This is a genomic window from Pseudoduganella violacea (genome assembly GCF_014191875.1).
Taxonomy (GTDB): Bacteria; Pseudomonadota; Gammaproteobacteria; order Burkholderiales; family Burkholderiaceae_D; genus Rugamonas; species Rugamonas violacea_A.
On sequence record NZ_JACHXD010000003.1, the window covers coordinates 145,595 to 164,257 of the forward strand.

The 18,663-nt window shown below is 63.8% G+C and carries 17 protein-coding genes; 8 read left to right on the plus strand and 9 right to left on the minus strand.

What is annotated here, in order from left to right; genetic code table 11:
* Positions 1-27: 27 nt before the first annotated feature.
* A complete protein-coding gene (locus FHS03_RS06395) occupies positions 28-1,569 on the minus strand; it encodes a thymidine phosphorylase family protein (RefSeq protein ID WP_221208062.1) in 1,542 nt (513 codons plus the stop codon).
* A 148-nt stretch (positions 1,570-1,717) separates the two neighbouring features.
* Here FHS03_RS06395 and FHS03_RS06400 point away from each other — a divergent pair, with 148 nt between their 5' ends.
* Both FHS03_RS06400 and FHS03_RS06405 read left to right on the plus strand, forming a co-directional pair.
* On the plus strand, positions 1,718-2,833 hold the full coding sequence (locus FHS03_RS06400) for a serine hydrolase domain-containing protein (protein WP_183440195.1): 1,116 nt from the start codon (positions 1,718-1,720) through the stop codon (positions 2,831-2,833).
* Between the two features lie 2 nt (positions 2,834-2,835).
* A complete protein-coding gene (locus tag FHS03_RS06405; protein ID WP_183440196.1) occupies positions 2,836-3,453 on the plus strand; it encodes a hypothetical protein in 618 nt (205 codons plus the stop codon).
* A 6-nt stretch (positions 3,454-3,459) separates the two neighbouring features.
* Here FHS03_RS06405 and FHS03_RS06410 read toward each other — a convergent pair whose 3' ends face one another.
* The 6 genes from FHS03_RS06410 to FHS03_RS06435 form a co-directional block, all read right to left on the minus strand.
* Positions 3,460-3,975 carry a GNAT family N-acetyltransferase gene (locus FHS03_RS06410; RefSeq protein ID WP_183440197.1) on the minus strand — a complete coding sequence of 172 codons (516 nt, stop codon included), beginning with the start codon at positions 3,973-3,975 and terminating at the stop codon, positions 3,460-3,462.
* A gap of 74 nt (positions 3,976-4,049) precedes the next feature.
* Positions 4,050-4,598 (minus strand): putative glycolipid-binding domain-containing protein, encoded by a 549-nt coding sequence (locus tag FHS03_RS06415; RefSeq protein ID WP_183440198.1) that lies wholly within the window; start codon positions 4,596-4,598, stop codon positions 4,050-4,052.
* A gap of 65 nt (positions 4,599-4,663) precedes the next feature.
* Positions 4,664-5,224 (minus strand): thioredoxin family protein, encoded by a 561-nt coding sequence (locus FHS03_RS06420; protein WP_371871608.1) that lies wholly within the window; start codon positions 5,222-5,224, stop codon positions 4,664-4,666.
* Between the two features lie 10 nt (positions 5,225-5,234).
* Positions 5,235-5,684, minus strand: coding sequence for a DUF2147 domain-containing protein (locus FHS03_RS06425; protein WP_183440199.1), 450 nt, complete (start codon positions 5,682-5,684; stop codon positions 5,235-5,237).
* Between the two features lie 151 nt (positions 5,685-5,835).
* Positions 5,836-7,149 carry an ATP-binding protein gene (locus FHS03_RS06430; protein WP_371871609.1) on the minus strand — a complete coding sequence of 438 codons (1,314 nt, stop codon included), beginning with the start codon at positions 7,147-7,149 and terminating at the stop codon, positions 5,836-5,838.
* A complete protein-coding gene (locus tag FHS03_RS06435; protein ID WP_183440200.1) occupies positions 7,146-7,889 on the minus strand; it encodes a response regulator in 744 nt (247 codons plus the stop codon). Before FHS03_RS06435 ends, FHS03_RS06430 begins: the two co-directional genes overlap by 4 nt.
* 216 nt (positions 7,890-8,105) lie before the next feature.
* Here FHS03_RS06435 and FHS03_RS06440 point away from each other — a divergent pair, with 216 nt between their 5' ends.
* Complete coding sequence (locus tag FHS03_RS06440; protein ID WP_183440201.1) at positions 8,106-8,780, plus strand: cytochrome c biogenesis CcdA family protein; 675 nt, start codon at positions 8,106-8,108, stop codon at positions 8,778-8,780.
* Positions 8,781-8,823: 43 nt separating this feature from the next.
* Here FHS03_RS06440 and curA read toward each other — a convergent pair whose 3' ends face one another.
* A complete protein-coding gene (gene curA / locus FHS03_RS06445) occupies positions 8,824-9,852 on the minus strand; it encodes an NADPH-dependent curcumin/dihydrocurcumin reductase (protein WP_183440202.1) in 1,029 nt (342 codons plus the stop codon).
* A gap of 242 nt (positions 9,853-10,094) precedes the next feature.
* Between curA and FHS03_RS06450 the strand changes: the two genes are divergently transcribed.
* The 5 genes from FHS03_RS06450 (at position 10,095) to FHS03_RS06470 (ending at position 18,069) form a co-directional block, all read left to right on the plus strand.
* Positions 10,095-11,774 carry a hypothetical protein gene (locus FHS03_RS06450; protein ID WP_183440203.1) on the plus strand — a complete coding sequence of 560 codons (1,680 nt, stop codon included), beginning with the start codon at positions 10,095-10,097 and terminating at the stop codon, positions 11,772-11,774.
* 101 nt (positions 11,775-11,875) lie between these two features.
* Positions 11,876-13,699 carry a hypothetical protein gene (locus tag FHS03_RS06455; RefSeq protein ID WP_183440204.1) on the plus strand — a complete coding sequence of 608 codons (1,824 nt, stop codon included), beginning with the start codon at positions 11,876-11,878 and terminating at the stop codon, positions 13,697-13,699.
* 34 nt (positions 13,700-13,733) lie between these two features.
* Complete coding sequence (locus FHS03_RS06460; protein WP_183440205.1) at positions 13,734-16,157, plus strand: SAM-dependent methyltransferase; 2,424 nt, start codon at positions 13,734-13,736, stop codon at positions 16,155-16,157.
* Between the two features lie 9 nt (positions 16,158-16,166).
* Positions 16,167-16,832: a streptomycin biosynthesis enzyme StrG gene (locus FHS03_RS06465; protein WP_183440206.1), complete on the plus strand. Its 666-nt coding sequence runs from the start codon at positions 16,167-16,169 to the stop codon at positions 16,830-16,832.
* Positions 16,822-18,069 (plus strand): hypothetical protein, encoded by a 1,248-nt coding sequence (locus FHS03_RS06470; protein WP_183440207.1) that lies wholly within the window; start codon positions 16,822-16,824, stop codon positions 18,067-18,069. The genes FHS03_RS06465 and FHS03_RS06470 overlap by 11 nt, the downstream gene beginning before the upstream one ends.
* 3 nt (positions 18,070-18,072) lie before the next feature.
* On the opposite strand, the gene FHS03_RS06475 is transcribed toward FHS03_RS06470, so the two are convergent.
* Positions 18,073-18,663 carry a TetR/AcrR family transcriptional regulator gene (locus FHS03_RS06475; RefSeq protein WP_183440208.1) on the minus strand — a complete coding sequence of 197 codons (591 nt, stop codon included), beginning with the start codon at positions 18,661-18,663 and terminating at the stop codon, positions 18,073-18,075.

Below are 18,663 nucleotides of genomic sequence, written 5' to 3' on the forward strand. Positions count from 1 at the left end.
TCTCAAAATGGGGTCTGTCCCCGGTTTTCAGGCATCCTCCACCGTCACCAGCGCGCTTTGCGTCTCGGCGTAGTCGAGCGCGTAGCGCAGTTCTCCCGGCGTTTCGGCATACAGCGTGAGCAAAGGCTGTCCCGGCGTCAGCACGGTTCCCAGTGGCGCGTGGAAGCGCAGTCCCGCAGCGGCCGCGCGCGGCGCGCCCGCCAGCTTGGCCAGCGTGGACAGCTTGCGGTTGTCGATGGCCACCACCCGGCCGCCGTGGCGCGCCGTCAGCACCTGCGAGCAGCACGCTTGCGGCAGCTCGCGCATGCCGCCCTGCGCCGCGCAGATGCCCTGGAACTTACGCCAGGCCGCCCCGCTCTCCAGCGTTTGCAGCGCCAGGGCTTCACCCTGGCCTTGCGCCGCCTTGCCGCCCAGTTCCAGCAGCAGGCCCGCCAGGGTCAAGGCGCGCTGGCGCAGATCCTGCGGCGCATCGTCCTGCCCGCGCAGCACGGCCAGCACGTCGAGCGCCTCCTGCGCCGGGCCGATGCCGCTGCCGACCGGCTGGCTGCCGTCGCTCAGCACGCAGCGCACATGCAGGCCAAGCGCCTGGCCGCAGGCTTCCAGCCGGTTTGCCAGTTGGCGCGCCGCCTGTTCCGAGCGCACCTTGGCCGTGCGGCCCCAGGGAATATCGATCAGCACATGGGTGGCGCCTGCCGCCACCTTCTTCGACAGTACGGAAGCAACCAGCAGGCCATCGCTGTCCAGCTCCAGCGCGCGTTCGACGCGAATCAGGATATCGTCGGCCGGACTCAAGGCCACGCCGCCGCCCCAGGCGATGCAGCCGCCTTCGCGCCGCACCACCTGGCGCATCTGCTCCACTTCCAGGCTGACGGGCGCCAGCACTTCCATCGTATCGGCCGTGCCGGCCGGCGAGGTGATGGCGCGCGAGGACGTCTTGGGCATGATCAGACCGCAGGCGGCCACGATGGGCACCACCAGCAGCGTGGTGCGGTTGCCCGGCAGGCCGCCGACGCAATGCTTGTCCACCACCACCTCGGCCGGCCATTGCATGCGCTGGCCCACTGCCACCATGGCGCGCGTCAGGGCGATGGTTTCGGCCAGGTCGAGGTGGCTGCCGGAGCAGGCGGTGATCAGGGTGGCGAGGTGGATGTCGGAATAGCGGCCGGCCACGATATCCTGCGCCACGGCCAGCAAGGCCGCATCGTCGAAGGGTCGGCCTTGCAGCTTGGCGCGCACGGCGGCGAACGATTGCAGCGGCGCGGCATGGCGCAACTGCACCGGTGTGCCGTCGCGCACGCCGAGCGCCCGCCAGCTGGCGTCCGACAGGCCCGCCTCGTCGAGTTCCAGCAACTCGCTGTCGGCCACATTCAGCGTGGCCGTCACCGTCAGCGCGCCGCATATCAGTTCGATGCGCGACTGCGCCTCGAATCCTTCGGCGCGGCACACCGGACTATCGCGCCGCAGATACACCACCAGATGCTGGTAGGTGTCGATGCCGAGGCGGCGCGCGCGCAGCACGGAGCCGGCGGCATGGACGGCGTTGGCGGCAGGCGGCTGGTGAATACTCAATTGACTCTCCTATGGTGCTGATAATCCGCAAAGCCTACGCAGGCAGTGTGAACATGAAATTGATTCACGTCAAAATAAATGACATATTTCTTTTGGAACACGGCTGTGTATAATTGCCAAATCAGCAATCACTAGAAGAGAGATGTCCTTGAGCCAACCATGCGGCGCACTGTGCGCCATTCTGCTTGCCGCCTTTTGCTTCAACGCCCATGCCGCGCCGGCCGCCGCCGCCAACCCGGCCGGCATCGTCGCCAGCGCCACCGCCGTGGCCCGCATCGACAGCTACCTGACGCAGAATTTCGCGGCCGACCAGCCAGGCATCACGGTCATCGCCGTCAAAAACGGTCTGCCCGTGCTGCACAAGGCTTATGGGCTGGCCAATCTGGAGCAGAAAACGCCGCTGGCGCCTGCCATGAGCTTGCGCGTCGGCTCCGTCACCAAGCAATTCACGGCGGCGGCCATCATGCTGTTGGCGGAACAGGGCAAGCTCAAAGTCGGCGACAGTATCACCTCCCACCTGCAAGACTATCCGGAGCAGGGCAAAACCATCACCATCGAGCATCTGCTGACCCACACTTCCGGCATTCCAAACTATACGGCCTTGCCGGGCTTTGGCGAGATCGTGCAAAAGACGATGAGCGTCAATGAGATGATCGCCTTCTTCAAGGACAAGCCGCTACAGTTCGCGCCGGGCGAACGCTTCAGCTACAGCAATTCCGGCTACTTCCTGCTGGGCGCCATCATCGAAAAAGTGTCCGGCCAAAAGTACGCCGATTACATGCGCCAGCACATCTTCGCGCCGCTTCAGCTCAACAGCACTTTTTACGACAGCGACGAATGCCGCGCCCAGCCCTGCGTGGCGGGCTATTCGAAGCGCAGCTGGGGTGGTTTTGAAGGAACACAGGTCATCAGCATGACGCTGCCCTATGCGGCGGGCGCCCTGCGCTCAAGCGTGGACGACCTGGCGCGCTGGAACGCCGCCATCGTGGAAGGCAAGCTGCTGAAACCGGAAACCTGGCGCCGCATGCGCACCGCCTACACGCTGAACAACGGCAAGGCGGCCAACTATGGCTACGGCTGGTTTGTCGGAACATTCAAGGACCAGCCTATGTACGAACATGGCGGCGACATTCCCGGCTTCTCGGCCAGAACGCAATATCTGCCGGAGAGCGGCATCTATGTGGCCGTCATTACCAACCGCGACGGCGGCCAGCCGGATATGAAAACCGTCACCCAAAAAATCAGCACCCTGCTGCTGGATTGACGATGGTACAGGCGCTCAGCTTCCGCGAATACGAACCAAGGGGCATGCTGCGGCCGGCCTTCGGCCTCGGCCTGGTTCTGCTCATTCATATGGGTTTGCTGGCCGTGCTGAAAGAGCCCGGCCGGCCGCAAGACACGGTTGACGAAGACCGCCCGCCGCCGATGCTCTGGCTGGCGCCCATCAAGCCGCCCAAGCCAGCGCCGCGCACCGCGCCGGAAAAGAAAGCGCCGGAGTATGCTCCGCCGCCGCGCGCAAGCCGGCCGTCCGCAAAGCCGATACCGGTGCCGCCCGTCCCCACCGCGATCGCGCAGCCGGAAGCGATTACGCCGCCCGCCCCCGTCGAGGCAAGCCGCGATGCGCCTACATTCGATGTGAACGCTGCCCTAAAATCGGCGCGCGTCATCGCCACCAAACGGGCCGGCAAGGATGATATTCCGCTCGATCAGTTCAAGGACCGGCCAGTCAATGAGATCAGCACGGAAAGCAGGCTGGGTAAGGAAATCGCCAAATCGGCGCGCCCCGGCTGTGTGGATATGATCCGTGGCGCCGGTACTTTGGCGCCGCTGGTCGCTGCCTACGTCACCCTCACCGATAAGAAGGACTCCGGCTGCAAATGGTAGGCGGCTTCAGTTCAGCCGCTTGACCATCACGCAGCGCTGAGCCGGGTCGTGGCCGCAGGTGGCCTCGTAGGCGACCTTGGCGACATAGCTCTCGCCCAGTTCCGCTGGCGCCACCTCGGCATAGCCCAGGCGCGCATAGTAAGGCGCATTCCACGCCAGATGACGGTAGGTGGTCAGGGTCAGTGCATCGACGCCCAACTGGCGCGCATAGGCTTCCACCGCAGCCATCAGGCGCGTGCCGATGCCGTGACGCTGGCTTGGCCGCGCCACCGACAGTTCCACGATAAAGAGGTGGCTGTCCATCACCTGCGCGGCAAGAAAGCCGCTCACCCCGCGCTCGCCGTCCGCCACCCACAAGCGCCCTTGCGCCAGGCAGCCCTGCAGGAAGCTGGCGGGCGTCGGTTCGCTATCGGCGATCCATTCCAATCCCGGCGCGGCAAGAAAAGCGCCTGCGGCGCTGCGCTCCACATCGGCCAGCAAAGGAATATCGGCGGCCAGCGCCGGACGGATCAGAATGGACATGCGACAACCCCGCAAATGAAAGTGCGCCGAGTGTAGCACGCCCTATTTTTGCTTGCAGGGCGCCCGCCATCCATTCAGGCGATGCGCTTGAACAGCTGCGGATAGTCGGTGACGAAACCGTCGGCATCGACCTTGAGCATGGCCTCAAAATGACTGGACACGCCTTCGTAGCGGTAGCGGTCAGGCGCGCCGGCCATGGTGTAGGCCTGTTCCGCCTTTTCAACGCTCATGCCGGGAATGCGGATAAACGCGACATCGATCAGTTGGCGTTGGCGCAGACCTTCGCCCAGGCGGCGGATGGGAATGGTGTTGGTGAAGCAGCTGGCCGAGATATCGACGTCAATGCAGCCGTCCAGCGCCGGCAAAGGCTGGCCATCCACATCGAACCAGCGGCCCGCGCCGTCGGCGCTCAGCAGCAGACGCGCGCCATCCGGGCTGGCCAGGCGCACCTGGCGCACCGTCCAGTCGCGCGCCAGTTCGATTTCGTAGAACAGGCCATAACTCGATGCGTAGCGGCTGCCGATCACCATGCCGGCCGCCAGCATGCCCTGCTCCGTTTCGCGCAATTCCAGATGTTCCAGGCCCACGCCCTGCTCGGGAACCCAGCGGCAAACCTTGTTCATGACATCCCTCCAAAGACTGGGATTGTAGCCGCGTCCGCGTTTTCCCGCAGGACGCGGCTACGCGATCAAGGCGCGGCAAGCAACTGGCGGATCGCCTGCTCGGTTTCCTCATAATTGCCTTCGCCGACGTGCTTCATGCGGATGCGGCCCTGGCGGTCGATCAGGTAGACGCTGGGCCAATACTGCGTGCCGTAGGCGCGCCAGGTGGCGTAGCGGTTGTCCTGCGCCACCGGATAGCGCAGCTTGAAGCGTTGGATCGCCGCCGCCACATTGCGCGGCTCGCGTTCGAAGGCGAATTCCGGAGTGTGCACACCGACCACCACCAGTCCCTGGTCCTTATAGCGCTCATACCATTTGCTCACATGCGGCAGCGTGCGGATGCAGTTGATGCAGTCATGGGTCCAGAAATCGACCAGCACCACCTTGCCGCGCAGGGAAGCCATGCTCAGCGCGGGTCCGTTGTGCCATTGCTGGATTTGGCTGAACTCCGGCGCGGGGCCGTAATCGGAGAGCGCCGCCATATCCGTTGCGGCAAAGGCTCCACGCGAAGGGAACCACAGGAACAGAAACAAGAGCAGGAAAACGCCGGTCAGCGCGGCCATCAAACGGGTCAGAAAACGTGTCATGGCGTTCTCCTTATTGCGCGGCCAGGCCGCGGCGGCGCCAGACCTGAATCACGCCCTTGGCGGGATCGTCTTCATAAATCCTGACCTGAAGCCGGCCCTGGCCTTGCGCCACAAGCTGGCTGTTATAGGTCTTGTTGCTGCTGCGGTTATAGATGCGGCCTTGCCAGCCGCCGCTGGTCATCGGCAGCAGATCGAAGAGGATTTTCTTGCCGACCGGCGAAGGCGCGTTCGGGTCCACCGGCACCTTTTCGCCGCCAAGACCAATCATCGCGTTGTTCGCCAATACCTGGGTGACGATGCCGCAATAGCTTTCACCGCAGGCGGCGATTTCCACTTCCAGGTTGCCGTTTTCCGTCACCCAGCGGCCGGTTTCCGGCGCTTCATCGCCTGCGGCGTGGGCATAGGCGCCACTCGCCAGCAGAACGGTGACGGCAAGGCTCAGTTTCAGCGTCTGTTTCATCTGGTACTCCTTCTTGGGATGGATCGCAGCGGGGCGCTGCGGTTCCTCCATTACAAAGGAGCGATGTATCCGGCATATATCCGCGATGCTGCGTATTGTCGGCCTTGCGTATCGGATGCCGCGCCATACACACTGCGATACAAAATCCTGTCTAGGCGGCCGGCAGCAGAACGCGCGCAGCCAGCCCGCCGCCCTCGCGCTGCACCAGGCTTAAACTGCCGCCCAGCGCCAGCGTCAGTTGCTGGACGATGGCCAGTCCAAGGCCGGTGCCGCCGGTATCTCGGTTGCGTGAACTCTCGACGCGGTAAAACGGCTGTAGCACGGCCTCGCGTTCTCCGGCGGGAATGCCGGGGCCACGGTCCAGCACCGAGATCGAATAGCGTCCGTCCGCTTCGTGCGCCAAAACGATTTCCACCTCCTTGCCGAATTTGAGGGCGTTGTCGGCCAGATTGGTGACGATGCGACGCAGCGCATGCGGCCGCGTGAGCAGCACCAACTTCAATTCCCCGCTCAGGCGCACCGCCTGGCCAGCATCGATGTAGTCGTATACCAGGCTGCCCAGCAAGGCATCGAGATCGGTACGGCAGGGAGTCTCATTCAAGCCATGGGCATTGCGCGCGTAGGCGATGCCCTCCGCCACCAGCATCTGCATCGCCTGCAGGTCGCTCAGCATCTTGTCGCGCTGGGTGGCGTCATCCAGCAGCTCGGCGCGCAGGCGCATGCGCGTGATCGGGGTCTGCAGATCGTGCGATACCGCCGCCAGAATCTGCATGCGCTCGGACAGAAAGCCATCGATGCGCGCACGCATGGCGTTGAAGGCCTTGGCGGCCCGTGCCACCTCCAGCGGACCATCCTCCGGCAGCACCTGGGCGGCTCCTTGCGGTTCGGTGAGGTCGGCGGCCTGCGCCAACTGGGCCAGCGGCCGGGTCGCCAGCCGCACCGCCAGCCACAGGAAGGCGATCAGCACTGCCAGCTGGATCGCGATTACCGGCAGCAGCCAGTCCGGCAGCGGCATGAAGGATGGCGTGAGGATGACGGTCAGCGGCGTGCCGTCGGACAGCTTCAGATGCAGGTCCAGGCGCTTGCCACCTTCCGGCGCGGCCGTAATGACGACGGGATAGCTGGCTGCCAAGGCGCCGCGCAGCGACTGCCTCACCTCGTCCACCAGCGGTATCTCCAGTGGCGCGCCCATGGCCACATCCCCCAGCTGATAGCGGTAATTGCGCCGCTCCAGATTTTTCAGCCAGCCGGCGCGCTCGTCCACCGGCAGGCGCTCCAGGATGGCAACGGTGCTGGCGACATCCTTACCCAGCGAATACAGCATCATGCTTTTACCGGATTGCATGCGCTGCAGCAGGAAGACGCCGAAGGATAGCGCCTGCGCCAGCATCAGGCCAAGCACCAGGATCAGCATCAGGCGGCCGAACATGGAGCGCGGCCAGCGCGGGGCGCGCGCCTTGCTCACGCCGTGTCCCCGTCCGACAATCGCACGGGAACGCTGAACACATAACCCTCGCTGCGCACGGTCTTGATATAGCGCGGCTCACGCGCATCCTCCATCAGCCGCTGGCGCAAACGGCTTACCAGCAGGTCGATGGAGCGGTCGAAGATATCGGCCTCGCGGCCCTGCGTCAGGTTCAGCAGCTGGTCACGCGTCAGCACACGCTGTGGGTGGTCCAGGAAGACGCGCAGCAGACGGTATTCGGCGCCGCTCAGCGCGACCATGGTGCCGCTGGCGTCGAGCAGATGCCGCGCGGCAGTGTCGAGCAGCCAGTCGCCGAAAGCGATCTGATTATTGTTTTCTTCCCTCTGCATATTCGGCGGCAGCATGCGCGTGCGGCGCAGCACGGCGCGGATGCGCGCCATCAGCTCGCGCGTGGCGAAGGGCTTGGTCAGATAATCGTCGGCGCCCATTTCCAGGCCCACCACACGGTCGGTTTCATCGGCCAGCGCGGTCAGCATCAGGATCGGCACGGCCTTGTGGCGGCTGGCGCGCAGTTCCCGGCATAGGGTCAGGCCGTCTTCGCCCGGCAGCATCAGGTCGAGCACGATCAGGTCGAAGGCCGCCACTTCCAGCGCGGCGCGCATTTGCTTGCCGTTGGCCGCCACGCCGACCTGGAAGCCGTTCTTGCGCAGGTATTCGGCCAGCAGCTCGCGGATCTCGCGGTCGTCATCGACGATAAGGATGTTGTCATTTTGTTCCATACCCGCTTTATAGCCGATATTTGTAGGCTTGGCAGCGGCTTTTGTATCCCAGTGTATCCGGGGCGGCTTTTGATACAGAAGATTGCACGCGCGGAGGGCGGCAACATATGGCCGATACACGGCAAGGTTGAAATCATGGCTCAGGCAAATTCAAGAAAGGAGCCATCCAATGAAAGATCTCGTCCAATTCTCCCAACCGAAAAGCGGGGTGGCGCCATGAGCGAAATCCTGCTTGCCCTGGCGGCCGGGGTGCTGACCATCGCCGCGCCCTGCATCCTGCCCATGCTGCCGTTCCTGCTGGGCAGTTCGATCGGCGCCACCGGCCGCGCTAGACCAGTGTTCATCGTGCTGGGCTTCGTGCTGGCCTTTTCCTCCTGCGCCCTGCTGTTTGGGCTGTTCGCAGAGTCGCTGGCCCTGTCGCAGCAAAGCTTGCGCGACGCGGCGATTGTCCTGCTGCTGATATTCGGCCTGCTGATGCTGTGGAAACGGCCTTTCGAGTGGCTGGGACAAAAGCTGTCCAGCGTCGTCAACCTCGCCAACGATATCGGCAACCGCGCGCAGGCCGGCAATCTGGGTGGCCTGGTGCTGGGCGTGACGCTGGGCGTGGTCTGGACGCCTTGCGCCGGGCCGGTGCTCGGCTCCATCCTGACACTGCTCGCCACCGCGCATGACCTGGGCCGCGCCGCCCTGCTGCTGCTCTGCTATTCCCTGGGCGCCGGTCTGCCCATGCTGGCCATCGCCTACGGCGGCCAGCAGCTCAGCACCAAGGTACGCCAGGTGGCGCGCTACTCGGCGCGCATGCAGCAGGCCTTCGGCGTGCTGACCATGCTGACCGCCGTGGCCATGTACTATCAATACGATACGCTGATTACCGTGTGGCTGACGGCGTAAGCTGAATATCCGGCGGGAATCGCATGCGCTCCCGCCGGATACTTCACTGCGCCACGCGCACCACGGCCTTGCCGAAGTTCTTCCCCTCCAGCAGGCCAATCAAGCCGGCCGGCGCGGCTTCCAGGCCATCCACCACGTCCTCGCGCAGCTTGACCTTGCCCTCGGCCACCCAGCCACCCATCTCGCGCAGGAATTGCGCATAGCCTTCCGCATAGTGATCGAGGATGATGAAGCCCTGCACGCGGATGCGCTTGTACAGCAGCGCCGCCATCAAGGCCGGCAAACGATCGGGACCGGATGCCGCCGCCTTGTCGTTGTAGTGCGAGATGAAGCCGCATACCGGCACGCGCGCGTTCTCGTTCAGCAGCGGCAGCACCGCATCGAACACCGCTCCGCCCACGCTCTCGAAATAGACGTCGATGCCGTCCGGGCAAGCAATGGCCAGCTTCGCGGCGAACTGCGGATCGTAGCGGTCGATGCAGGCGTCGAAGCCCAGTTCCTCCACCACATAGCGGCACTTGTCGGCGCCGCCGGCAATGCCCACCACACGCGCGCCTTTCAGCCTGGCGATCTGCCCTACCACCGCACCCACCGCGCCGCTGGCCGCCCCCACCATTACCGTCTCCCCCGGTTTGGGCTGGCCGATATTCAGCAGGCCATGCCAGGCAGTGAAGCCCGGCATGCCCATCACGCCCAGCGCATGCGAGGGCTGCGCCAGTTCGCCCAGCACCATCAATCCCTCGCCGTCCGACAGCGAGTATTCCTGCCAACCGGAAGCGCCCAGCACCAGTTCACCTTCACGAAAATCGGGATGACGGGAAGCTGCCACCCGGCTCACCGTGCCGCCCACCATCACCTCGCCCAGCGCCAGCGGTTCGGCATAAGTGGAGCCCTCGTTCATGCGGCCGCGCATATAAGGGTCGAGCGAGAGATACAGGGTGCGCAGCAATACCTGGCCTTCGGCCGGCGCGGGCATGGCCTGCTCTTCCAGACGGAAGTCCTGGGGCACAGGCGCTCCTTGCGGACGAGCGGCGAGGACGATGCGGCGGTTGCTGCTGGCATGGCGGGACATGGCGGTTCTCCTGGCAAGATTGATGGATGAAAAATTAGACCAGTCGTCTAGATCAACAGAACTTTATCACCCAATTAGACCAGTCGTCTAGAATATTTACGTTCTCCATTCGGCGGCGTGACAATCCACGCATTTTCTTGAACGCTTTTTAATTAAGCTTATACGCACGTCCACTTGAAAGTAAGCGCAGCTGCTTTTCCTGGTTTTCCCTACAACCACCGTAGCGAATTGAAGGAGCTAGCATGAGCGACACCAGCAAAAACTGCACGATCACCAACAACACCTCGGTTGGCGCCCTGATCGTCGATGCCTATAACACCTCATCCACCAATCCCAAGCAAGTCTACGCGCAAACGCTGAGGGTGCTGCCGCTGGCCGCCGGCGGCGATATCCTGGCGGGACTGGCCAGCGGCACCGTGGTGCTGAACGACTATACCCAGGCCGGCGGCGAAACGGTCTACAACACCCTGTATGAGCTGATCATCGCGCGGGCCACCGACCTGTTCCCGCTCATGAATACCTCGGTCATGCAAAACTTCGCCACGCCGCCCGCCTATCCGCCGGTGAGCGTACCGGCCACGGGTCTGACAAACATGCAGTCGGCGCAGTCGTTTTACAAGACCATCATGGCCTTCCCAACATCCACGCTGTCGCAACAATTCCAGCAGGCGATGACGGCGGCGCTGAAAAGCTCGACGTCCACCGGTAGCATCGACAGCCAGATGAATGCCTTCTTCGCCAGCACCAAAGAGTACCAGTCGGTGACTTTCAATATGTATATGGCCGTCAGCACCTATATGGCCACCTTCGCCAATGCCTGGGCCAACTACAGCGATAGCTATACCTACTACATTTATAGCAGCGGCACGGCCGCCAGCGGCTCGGACACGGCCAACCCGGTCTATCAGGGCAGCCTGGTCTTCACCCGCAAGCCGAATGTGACGGAAGCCAGCCCCACCGACAATAACGGCGGCTACACCATCAACTTCGTGGACACCAATAACAAATCCACGGCCATGTTCTTCAACCAGGGACAGTTCGTCTCCAGCCTGAGCCTCGACGTGCCGCCCATCTGCCTGCAAGGCACTTTTGTGCTGAAAAGCCAGCTCAGTAACAAGGCCAGCGACAATCAGCTGATCCCCATCCTCTCCGGCACCATCAACGGCGCCAAGGTCATGGGCACGGACACCAAACAGGACACCTCGGACGGTCCCGGCAGCCTGTATGCCTTCTTCCATCCCAAAACCTTCAGCGGCTGGGTCACACTGTTCCTCAGCGTGTTCGGCGCGCTGATGGCGCTGGAATGGATCGGCACCAAGTTGTCCGCCATGGGCAAGGGCTTGCTCAAACTCTTCCAGCGCAACGAAGGCCAGCCGCCGCAGCAAAGCGAACTTGATGAGCTGCGCGGCCAGATCGACGACTTGCAAAGCCAGATCGCCGCCAACCAGCAGGAACTGCTCGATCGCTTTGGTCAACAGCTGGACCTGCCGCCATCGGTGGAGGATGCGCTGAGCGGTCTGAAGGCCGATTTCACCAACACCCTGAATTTGCAGAGCGCCGACGTGCAGCTGGACATCCTGGAACAGCAGGTCTCCCAGCTGGAACAGTTGGCCGAATATGGCGTGACGCCGGAAATGCAAGGCATTGCCAACGACATTCGCAGCAATATCAATGCCTTGCATGACGCGGACACGCCGGCCGATCTGCAAACCGCGCTGGATCAGGTCAAGCAAAGCATCCCTGATGTGAATACGCGCCTGGGCAATGTGGTGCAGGATCTAGGCACGGAAATCAGCCAGGAAACCCGCGCCGCCATCGACGAATCGAACCAGGCCATCCAGGACGCCCAGGAGCTCAGCGACAAGATCGACGACGCCATCGACGATATCAACGACGGCGAAATTCCCGATATCGACTTCTGAACCACAGCGCCAGACCGCCGGCGTTACCGCGCCGGCGGCGGACCGCGCCCTAACCCGGCGCGGCATCCCTGTTTTTCCCTATTTTCCAGCGAGAGCCGATCATGAGCGCTGCCGATTCCGGTAACACCGTCGCCATCACCAACCAGCTGAACCTGACGCTAACGGTATACAACACCACCTCGGCCAGCCCGCCCACCGATCCGCCATCCACCGAACAAAGCGCTTACTATCCCGTCTATACCAAGATCGCCACCATCGCCGCCAACGCCACGCAAAACGTGGACGTGCCGGATGCGCTGGCGCGGCTGGTGATCTGCCGCGGCGACAACGATTTTCCCATCACCGTCTATGTGCCGCCCATCATGGGCGGCGGCGCGCTGACCGTCGCCGGCGGCGACCTGACGGCCTGCCAGACGGCATGGAAGTTCTACCAGACCTATGTCAGCCAGCCCTATGCGCCGCTGGCCCTGCAGTTCACCGAGCTGCTGCTGGACGACGGCAATCTGCTGACGCTGAATGAGCAGATCGGCAGCTTCCTCAGCCAGAACGGCTATGCCGGCTGCGACTACTTCCATTTCTCCATCGTGGCCTACTGGGCCACCAACTCGCTGTGGGCCTGGCCCGGCAGCTACTACTGCTACCAACCGGACAACAATCCTTCGGAATTCGTGCTGCCGACCATACCGGTGGGCCAGCTGGTGATCGCCAACGGCGCCGCCAGCTATACCCCGACGGGCGGCGCGGCCGTCCCGCTGGCCTTCGCCAACAGCGTGCTCAGTTCCGGCGGCGCCACCAGCGGCAGCGGCATCCTGCTCACGGCCGTGCTGCGCAACCTGACCTGGGAAGGCAAGCCATCCGAGAACGCGATGTGCTTCACCGGCAAGAATGCGGGCGCCAGCTTCATCGCCCAGCCCTACGCCGATCCGCCCATACCCTGGTGGGCCGTGGCGTATGACATGGCGTATACCGGCTTCCTCGGCGTGCAGATCGCGATGACGGTCGATATGGCCGCGCATGTGCTGTCCGGAATCAAGAACGGCATCCAGTACCTGGCGGGCAAGGCCAGCGACTTTATCTCTTCGGTGCGCAGCAAATTCGAGGGCATGGGCGAGGACGCCGATCCCGTCGCCAGCCTTGGCGATCCGGTGGAAGCGATCAATGTGGACGTCGATGTGGATGTCGATGTGGATATCGACACCGATACGGATACCGACGAAGACACCGACGTGGACGTGGATATCGACGTGGACATCGATGTGGACGACGACGTCTTCGCCATCATCGATGTGGACGTGGATGTGGACGTGGACATCGACGTCGACAATGTGGTTGACACGGTGGACGTGACCGATGTCGATACCGACGTCGATATCGACACCGACGTCAACGTGGAACCGGGAACCATCACCAGCCTGTTGCAAAAAATGGGCAACTGGATCATGACCAAGGGCTTGCCGGCGCTGGTGGAGAACCTGACCATCATGGCGGCCTTCCAGGGCGCGCAAACCCTGCTCAATGTGTGGAAGAACGCGGCCCAGAAAGACTTGGCCAATCTCTCGCCGCAGCAAAGCACCGGCCTGGGCCTGCTGATCAATTACCTGTTGAACGAAAAGAACAGCGTGTCCACGCGCTGGACCACCGTAGCCGACTACGTGCAGCAGGCCGCACCCAGCGCCATCAACCAGCAAACCCTGCTGACTTCCGTGCTGATGACGAAAAATGCCGACGCCGATAATGCGCTGGCGGCCTGGCGCTGGTCCAGCAGCGACGAGTCGGACGCGGTGCGCGCCATGGGCAAGTACACGGCGGCCGACCAGCAATACCAGGCCTATCAGGCGTTGGCGGCTTATACCTACAAGGGCCAGGTGCTGCCGGTGAAGGTGGCTTGCGGCGTGGCGATGAAATACACCGCCCTGCTCTCCTGATATCGCCCACCATCACCACGGAAAGGAAAACGCCATGCCGGATTCCGTCAACAAGCAAGACCCAGCGCCGCGCCAGCAGGCCGAAGCGTCCTGGCAGGAGCTGGCGCGCGCCATCGCCGCAGCCGACAATGTCAGCGAAAAAGGACCGGACCATCCCCTGCCGCCGGAACAAGTAGGCGAACTGACCATCATCGGCTCCGGCATCGAAACGGTCGGCTTCTCGCTTGGCGACCAGGAGCTGATACGCGGCGCCGATCATGTTTTCTACTGCGTGGCCGATCCCGCCACCGTGGTCTGGATCAGGGACTTGCGGCCCGACGCGCATGACCTGTACGTGCTGTACGACGACAACAAGGTGCGCTATGTGACCTATATGCAGATGGCGGAGGCCATGCTCCACCACGTGCGCCAGGCGAAGAAGGTGGTGGCGATCTATTACGGGCATCCGGGTGTCTTCGTGCTCTCCACCCACCGCGCCATCCTGATCGCCCGCCGCGAAGGACACCGCGCCACCATGCGCGCCGGCGTCAGCGCGCTGGATTGCCTGTGCGCCGACCTGGGCGTCGACCCCAGCCATCCCGGCCTGCAGACCCACGAGGCCTCGGACATGCTGATCCGCCTGCGCAAGCCGGACACCAGCCTGCACCTGGTGCTGTGGCAGGTCGGCCTGATCGGCGAAATGGGCTTCCGCCGCAAGGGCTATGTGAACAGCAATTTCGCGATACTCATCGACTATCTGCAAGCGGTGTACGGCAAGGACTATCCCGTCACCCATTATGTGGCTTCGCGCTATCCAACCATCCCGCCGCTGATCGAAACCTATCCCCTCTCCCGCCTGCGCGAGCCGGACATCCAGCTGCGCGTGACCGGCATCTCCACTTTCTATCTGGCGCCGCGCGACGCGGTGGAGGCCGACCACGATATGCTGCAGCGCCTTGGCCTGCTGCAGCCGGGCGAAACGGTCAAGCCGGCGGGCAGTCCGCTGCGCGATATCGGCCGCTACGGACCGCGCGAAATGAAGGCGTTCAAGGCCTTCAAGAACTTCCGCATCCCGCGCGACTACCGCTGGCAGGAGGACACCGGCGCCAGCCGCTTCCTGCTGCGGCTCAAGCAGGATCTCGACTTCCAGGACTTGTACCGCCGGGCGCCCGGCCAGGCCGTCGCCGCCGAAGCCTTCTCCGGCCTGAGCGAGCGCGAACAGTATCTGCTGGCGACGCGCGACCCGGGCGGCATCCAGATCGCGGCCAAGGGCGCCGCCTTGCGCTCGGACGCCAACCAGGGCTTCCTGCATGCGCTGCTGAACCAGCGTCCACTGGCGCGCCAGGTATTGCAGCTGGCGCAGTCCAAAACCCAGGGCGCCCGCGACAAGCTGGTGCAACTGGCCGGCAAGCACGGTCTGCCGCCGGATATGGAGAATATGCGCAGCGATATCGACCTGCTGCTGCGCGAACATCTGGGCGCATGGACCGGCGTGTATTGCGGCGACGCGGGCCAGTTGATCGTCCTGATCGGCAACGCGGGCGGACCGCGTCACAGCGGCTTGTTCGTCAACGGCGTGCAGATACGGCCCTTCAAATTTCAGCGCGGCGTGCTGCAATGGCAGGCGCAGCGCGGCAACCGTAGCAACGGCCTGCTGCGCTTCGACGTGGACCAGAACGGCAAGCGGCGTCTGATCGGCTGCAATATCTGGCCCGCCGGGCAGGATATGCCGAAGAATGCCGCTTTCTGCGCGCGCGAACCCGAGCTGCAAAGACCGCACCCCAGCCAGCGCGTGGGCCGCTACCGGCAGGCCAGCAGCGGCGGCACGCTGGAACTGGCCGTCGCCAGCGATCCGCAGCGCGGACGCTATCTGGCGGCACGTCTCAACGGCCAAGTGCTGCCCGGCGCGCTCAAGGCCGACGGCAACAGCCTGACGGTGGGTGACAGCCGCTTCGAATTCGGCGCACCCGGCAGCGGCGCGGACGGCCTGTGGCTGCCGCAAGCCGGCCAGCTCGACCTGTTCGGCGGCCGCTATACGGTGCGCGTGGCCGGCAAGGGACAGACCGTGTCCCACACCCTGCTCCTGGGCCGGGGCGAGGCATCCCTCGACGGCGCCGTCCTCACACCAGCAGTGACGGGGCTGACAGCCTTCACCTGGTCGGATGGCCCGGAGCAAGCGCGCAGCGGCAGCCTGCAGGTACAGATCGATCCTGTGACCTTGCTTTCCCTGCTCTTCGGCACCCTGCAAACGGCGGCCGGCGAGCAGCAGCAATGTTATGGCATGGTGGCGGCCGGCCCCAACGCTGTCGCCGAGCGGCCCGAAACCGATTTCGGCCTGCCCTTGCCCGCCTGGCAATCGCTGGTGGCCCTGTGCGCCAACGCCAGCCGCACGGGCGGCCTGCTGCTTTGGCACAAATGGGAGAAGGCGCAGTTCGCTGCCAAGGTCATGAATGTGGCCCTACGGCGGCTGCTGCCCTAGGCCGGCCGCATGCTGCTGCTCGACTACGATGTCCGGCGCTACGCCTTCGCCAAGGTGGTGGCGCGCCAGGTCTACCGCGTGCCGGCGCTGGAGCGGCTGCACGTGTACTGGCTGGCGCAGAAGACCCGGCGCGGCGCGGAACCCTGTCTGACGCATGCGGACAATCTGCTGCTGCGCCAACGCATGCAGGGTTTGCCGGACGACGACCTGTTCTACGTGATCTATAACGCTTTCGTCAAAGAGGTGATCGGCGCCGCCTTCCAACGCCGTCTGTCGTATTCGATGCATCCGAAGATGCGCGTGCACCTGGCCGGCACGCCATCGGTCAGCAGTTGGCACCGCGACGCCGATGTGACCGGACGCGTGGACCAGATCAATGTCTGGCTGCCGTTCACCGACACCTTCGACAGCAACACGCTCTGGGTGGAAAGCGATTACGGCAAGGGCGACTACCGGCCCATCCCGGTGCGCTACGGCCAGGCTCTGGTTTTCGACGGCGGCTACCTGTCCCACGGCACCGTCGCCAACGACACGCGGCAGACCCGCGTGAGTATCGACTTCCGCTTCGCCCCGCGCGGAGACAGCCTGCCGCCCAAGGCAAAAGCCATCCTGGGACGGCGCCCGGCTGATTTGAACAGAGGGCAAACAATGGAGACCTCAGGATATGAGCACTGATATCAAAACCATGGCAATTGCCGGCGCCAAGACTTTCGCCGGCGTCTGGAACTTCAGCGACTTCTGGAAACGCTCGAACACCTTCCACAGTTATCTGCGCTTTGTCGATGCCGCCGAAAAGCGCTGGGGCAGGACCGATCCGGCCCTGCGGCCGATGCAGGATCTGCGAACGGTGCTGATCGGCGAGAACGCCCGCTTCTTCCAACCCTATATCGGCGGCGACCAGGTATGGGCCGACGACTACGGCTGGTGTGGCCTGGCCAGCGTGGAAGCCAGCATTTATCTGCAATCCATCGGCGACGGAGCGGGCGCGCAAGTATATGCCGACATCGCCCGCGCATGCTGGGATCAGATGATGGAAACCGGCTACGACAACAGCAATGACGCAACGCCGGTCCCGCATGGTTGCGGCAACATCTCGCCGGACCGCAAGCGCAACGGCGGCGGTTACGGCACGCGCAATACCGTCACCAATGTCAATCTGCTGCTCCTGTCCTATCGCCTGCACAAGCTCCATGGTCCCGGGCGCTACCTCGACTTCGCGCTAAGCCAGGCCGCCTGGTTTGGCCAATGGTTCACGCTCGATTATCCATCGCTCGACAACGGCCCCTATCTGCGCACGCTGCCGGCAATGCAAAGCCTGATCCACGAACGGCCCATGGCCGAGCAAACCTATGTGCGCACCGAGTATCCGAATTGGGAACGGGGCTGGGTCTGGACCGGCGACCAGGGACTGCTGCTGATGGGCCTTGCGACCATCCTTCAGGAGGGTACCCCGCCGCCCGGCTTCAGCCTGCGGCTATACCAGGACAGCTTCGTCAAACTGGCAGCTGGCGTGGAAAGCCTGCTGTTCGGCGGATCGGACAAGGTGCTGCGCGAGCCGCCCTTCAATTCCAGCTTCGGCTTCTCCTATGCCGGCGACTATATCGGCGGGCGCGGCGTCCTGCTGCGCTATGCTTCCGAGCCGCTGGTATCGCAAACGCTTGGCCGCGCCCTGTCCCCGCAAGGCATCAAGGCCACGGCGAAGGCTGTCTGGGACAGCCGCGACGCGCGCGACGTATTCGGCAGCCTATGGAACCCGGCCGGCGACCAGGCCTTCAACGCGGGCTTTGTCAAGGCATGGGGCAATGGCGAACCGTCCATCACGGGCTGGCAAGGCACGGCTTTCGACGGCGTCCTGCAGGCCTGCGGCCTGGATGCGCTGACGGCCGCAATCCGCCTGGATACCAAAGCCTAGAAGCTATTTGGGTGGTTTAAGCAGTTGCCGCGTCCCCGTCATGGCGCTTTCCAGCGGGGCGCGGCTGCGCGTGACCTTGGCCAGCAGGCTGGCGCCCAGCCACAGCTGGTACAGGGTGTTGGCCAGTTGCGCGGCATCCTTCACATGGGCCAGCGAACCGTCGGCGCGGCCCTCGGCGATACAGTGGGTCAAGCGCTGGATCACGCCTTGCGTCCCCTGCTCCAGCGTCATGCGCATGCTCTCCGACAGATCGCTGACTTCGGCGCTCAGCTTGACCGCCAGGCATTTCGCCGCCGGGTCTTCACCGCCCTGCGCATCGAGCCAGTACTGCCAGAAGCCCATCAGCCTTTGCTGCGCCTTACCCGGCCGCGCCAGCAAGTCGTCGAGAAAAGCCAGATAGCCGCCGAAGTACCAATCGAGCAGGGCCTGTCCAAAGCCTTCCTTGGAATCGAAGTAATGGTAGAAAGAGCCTTTGGGAATCCCGGCCGTCGCCAGCAGCTCGGTCAGGCCCACCGCCGTATAGCCCTTGTTCAGCAGCAATGGCTTGGCGACTGAAAGGATATGCTGACGGAGATCGGTAATTTGCGTGCTCAT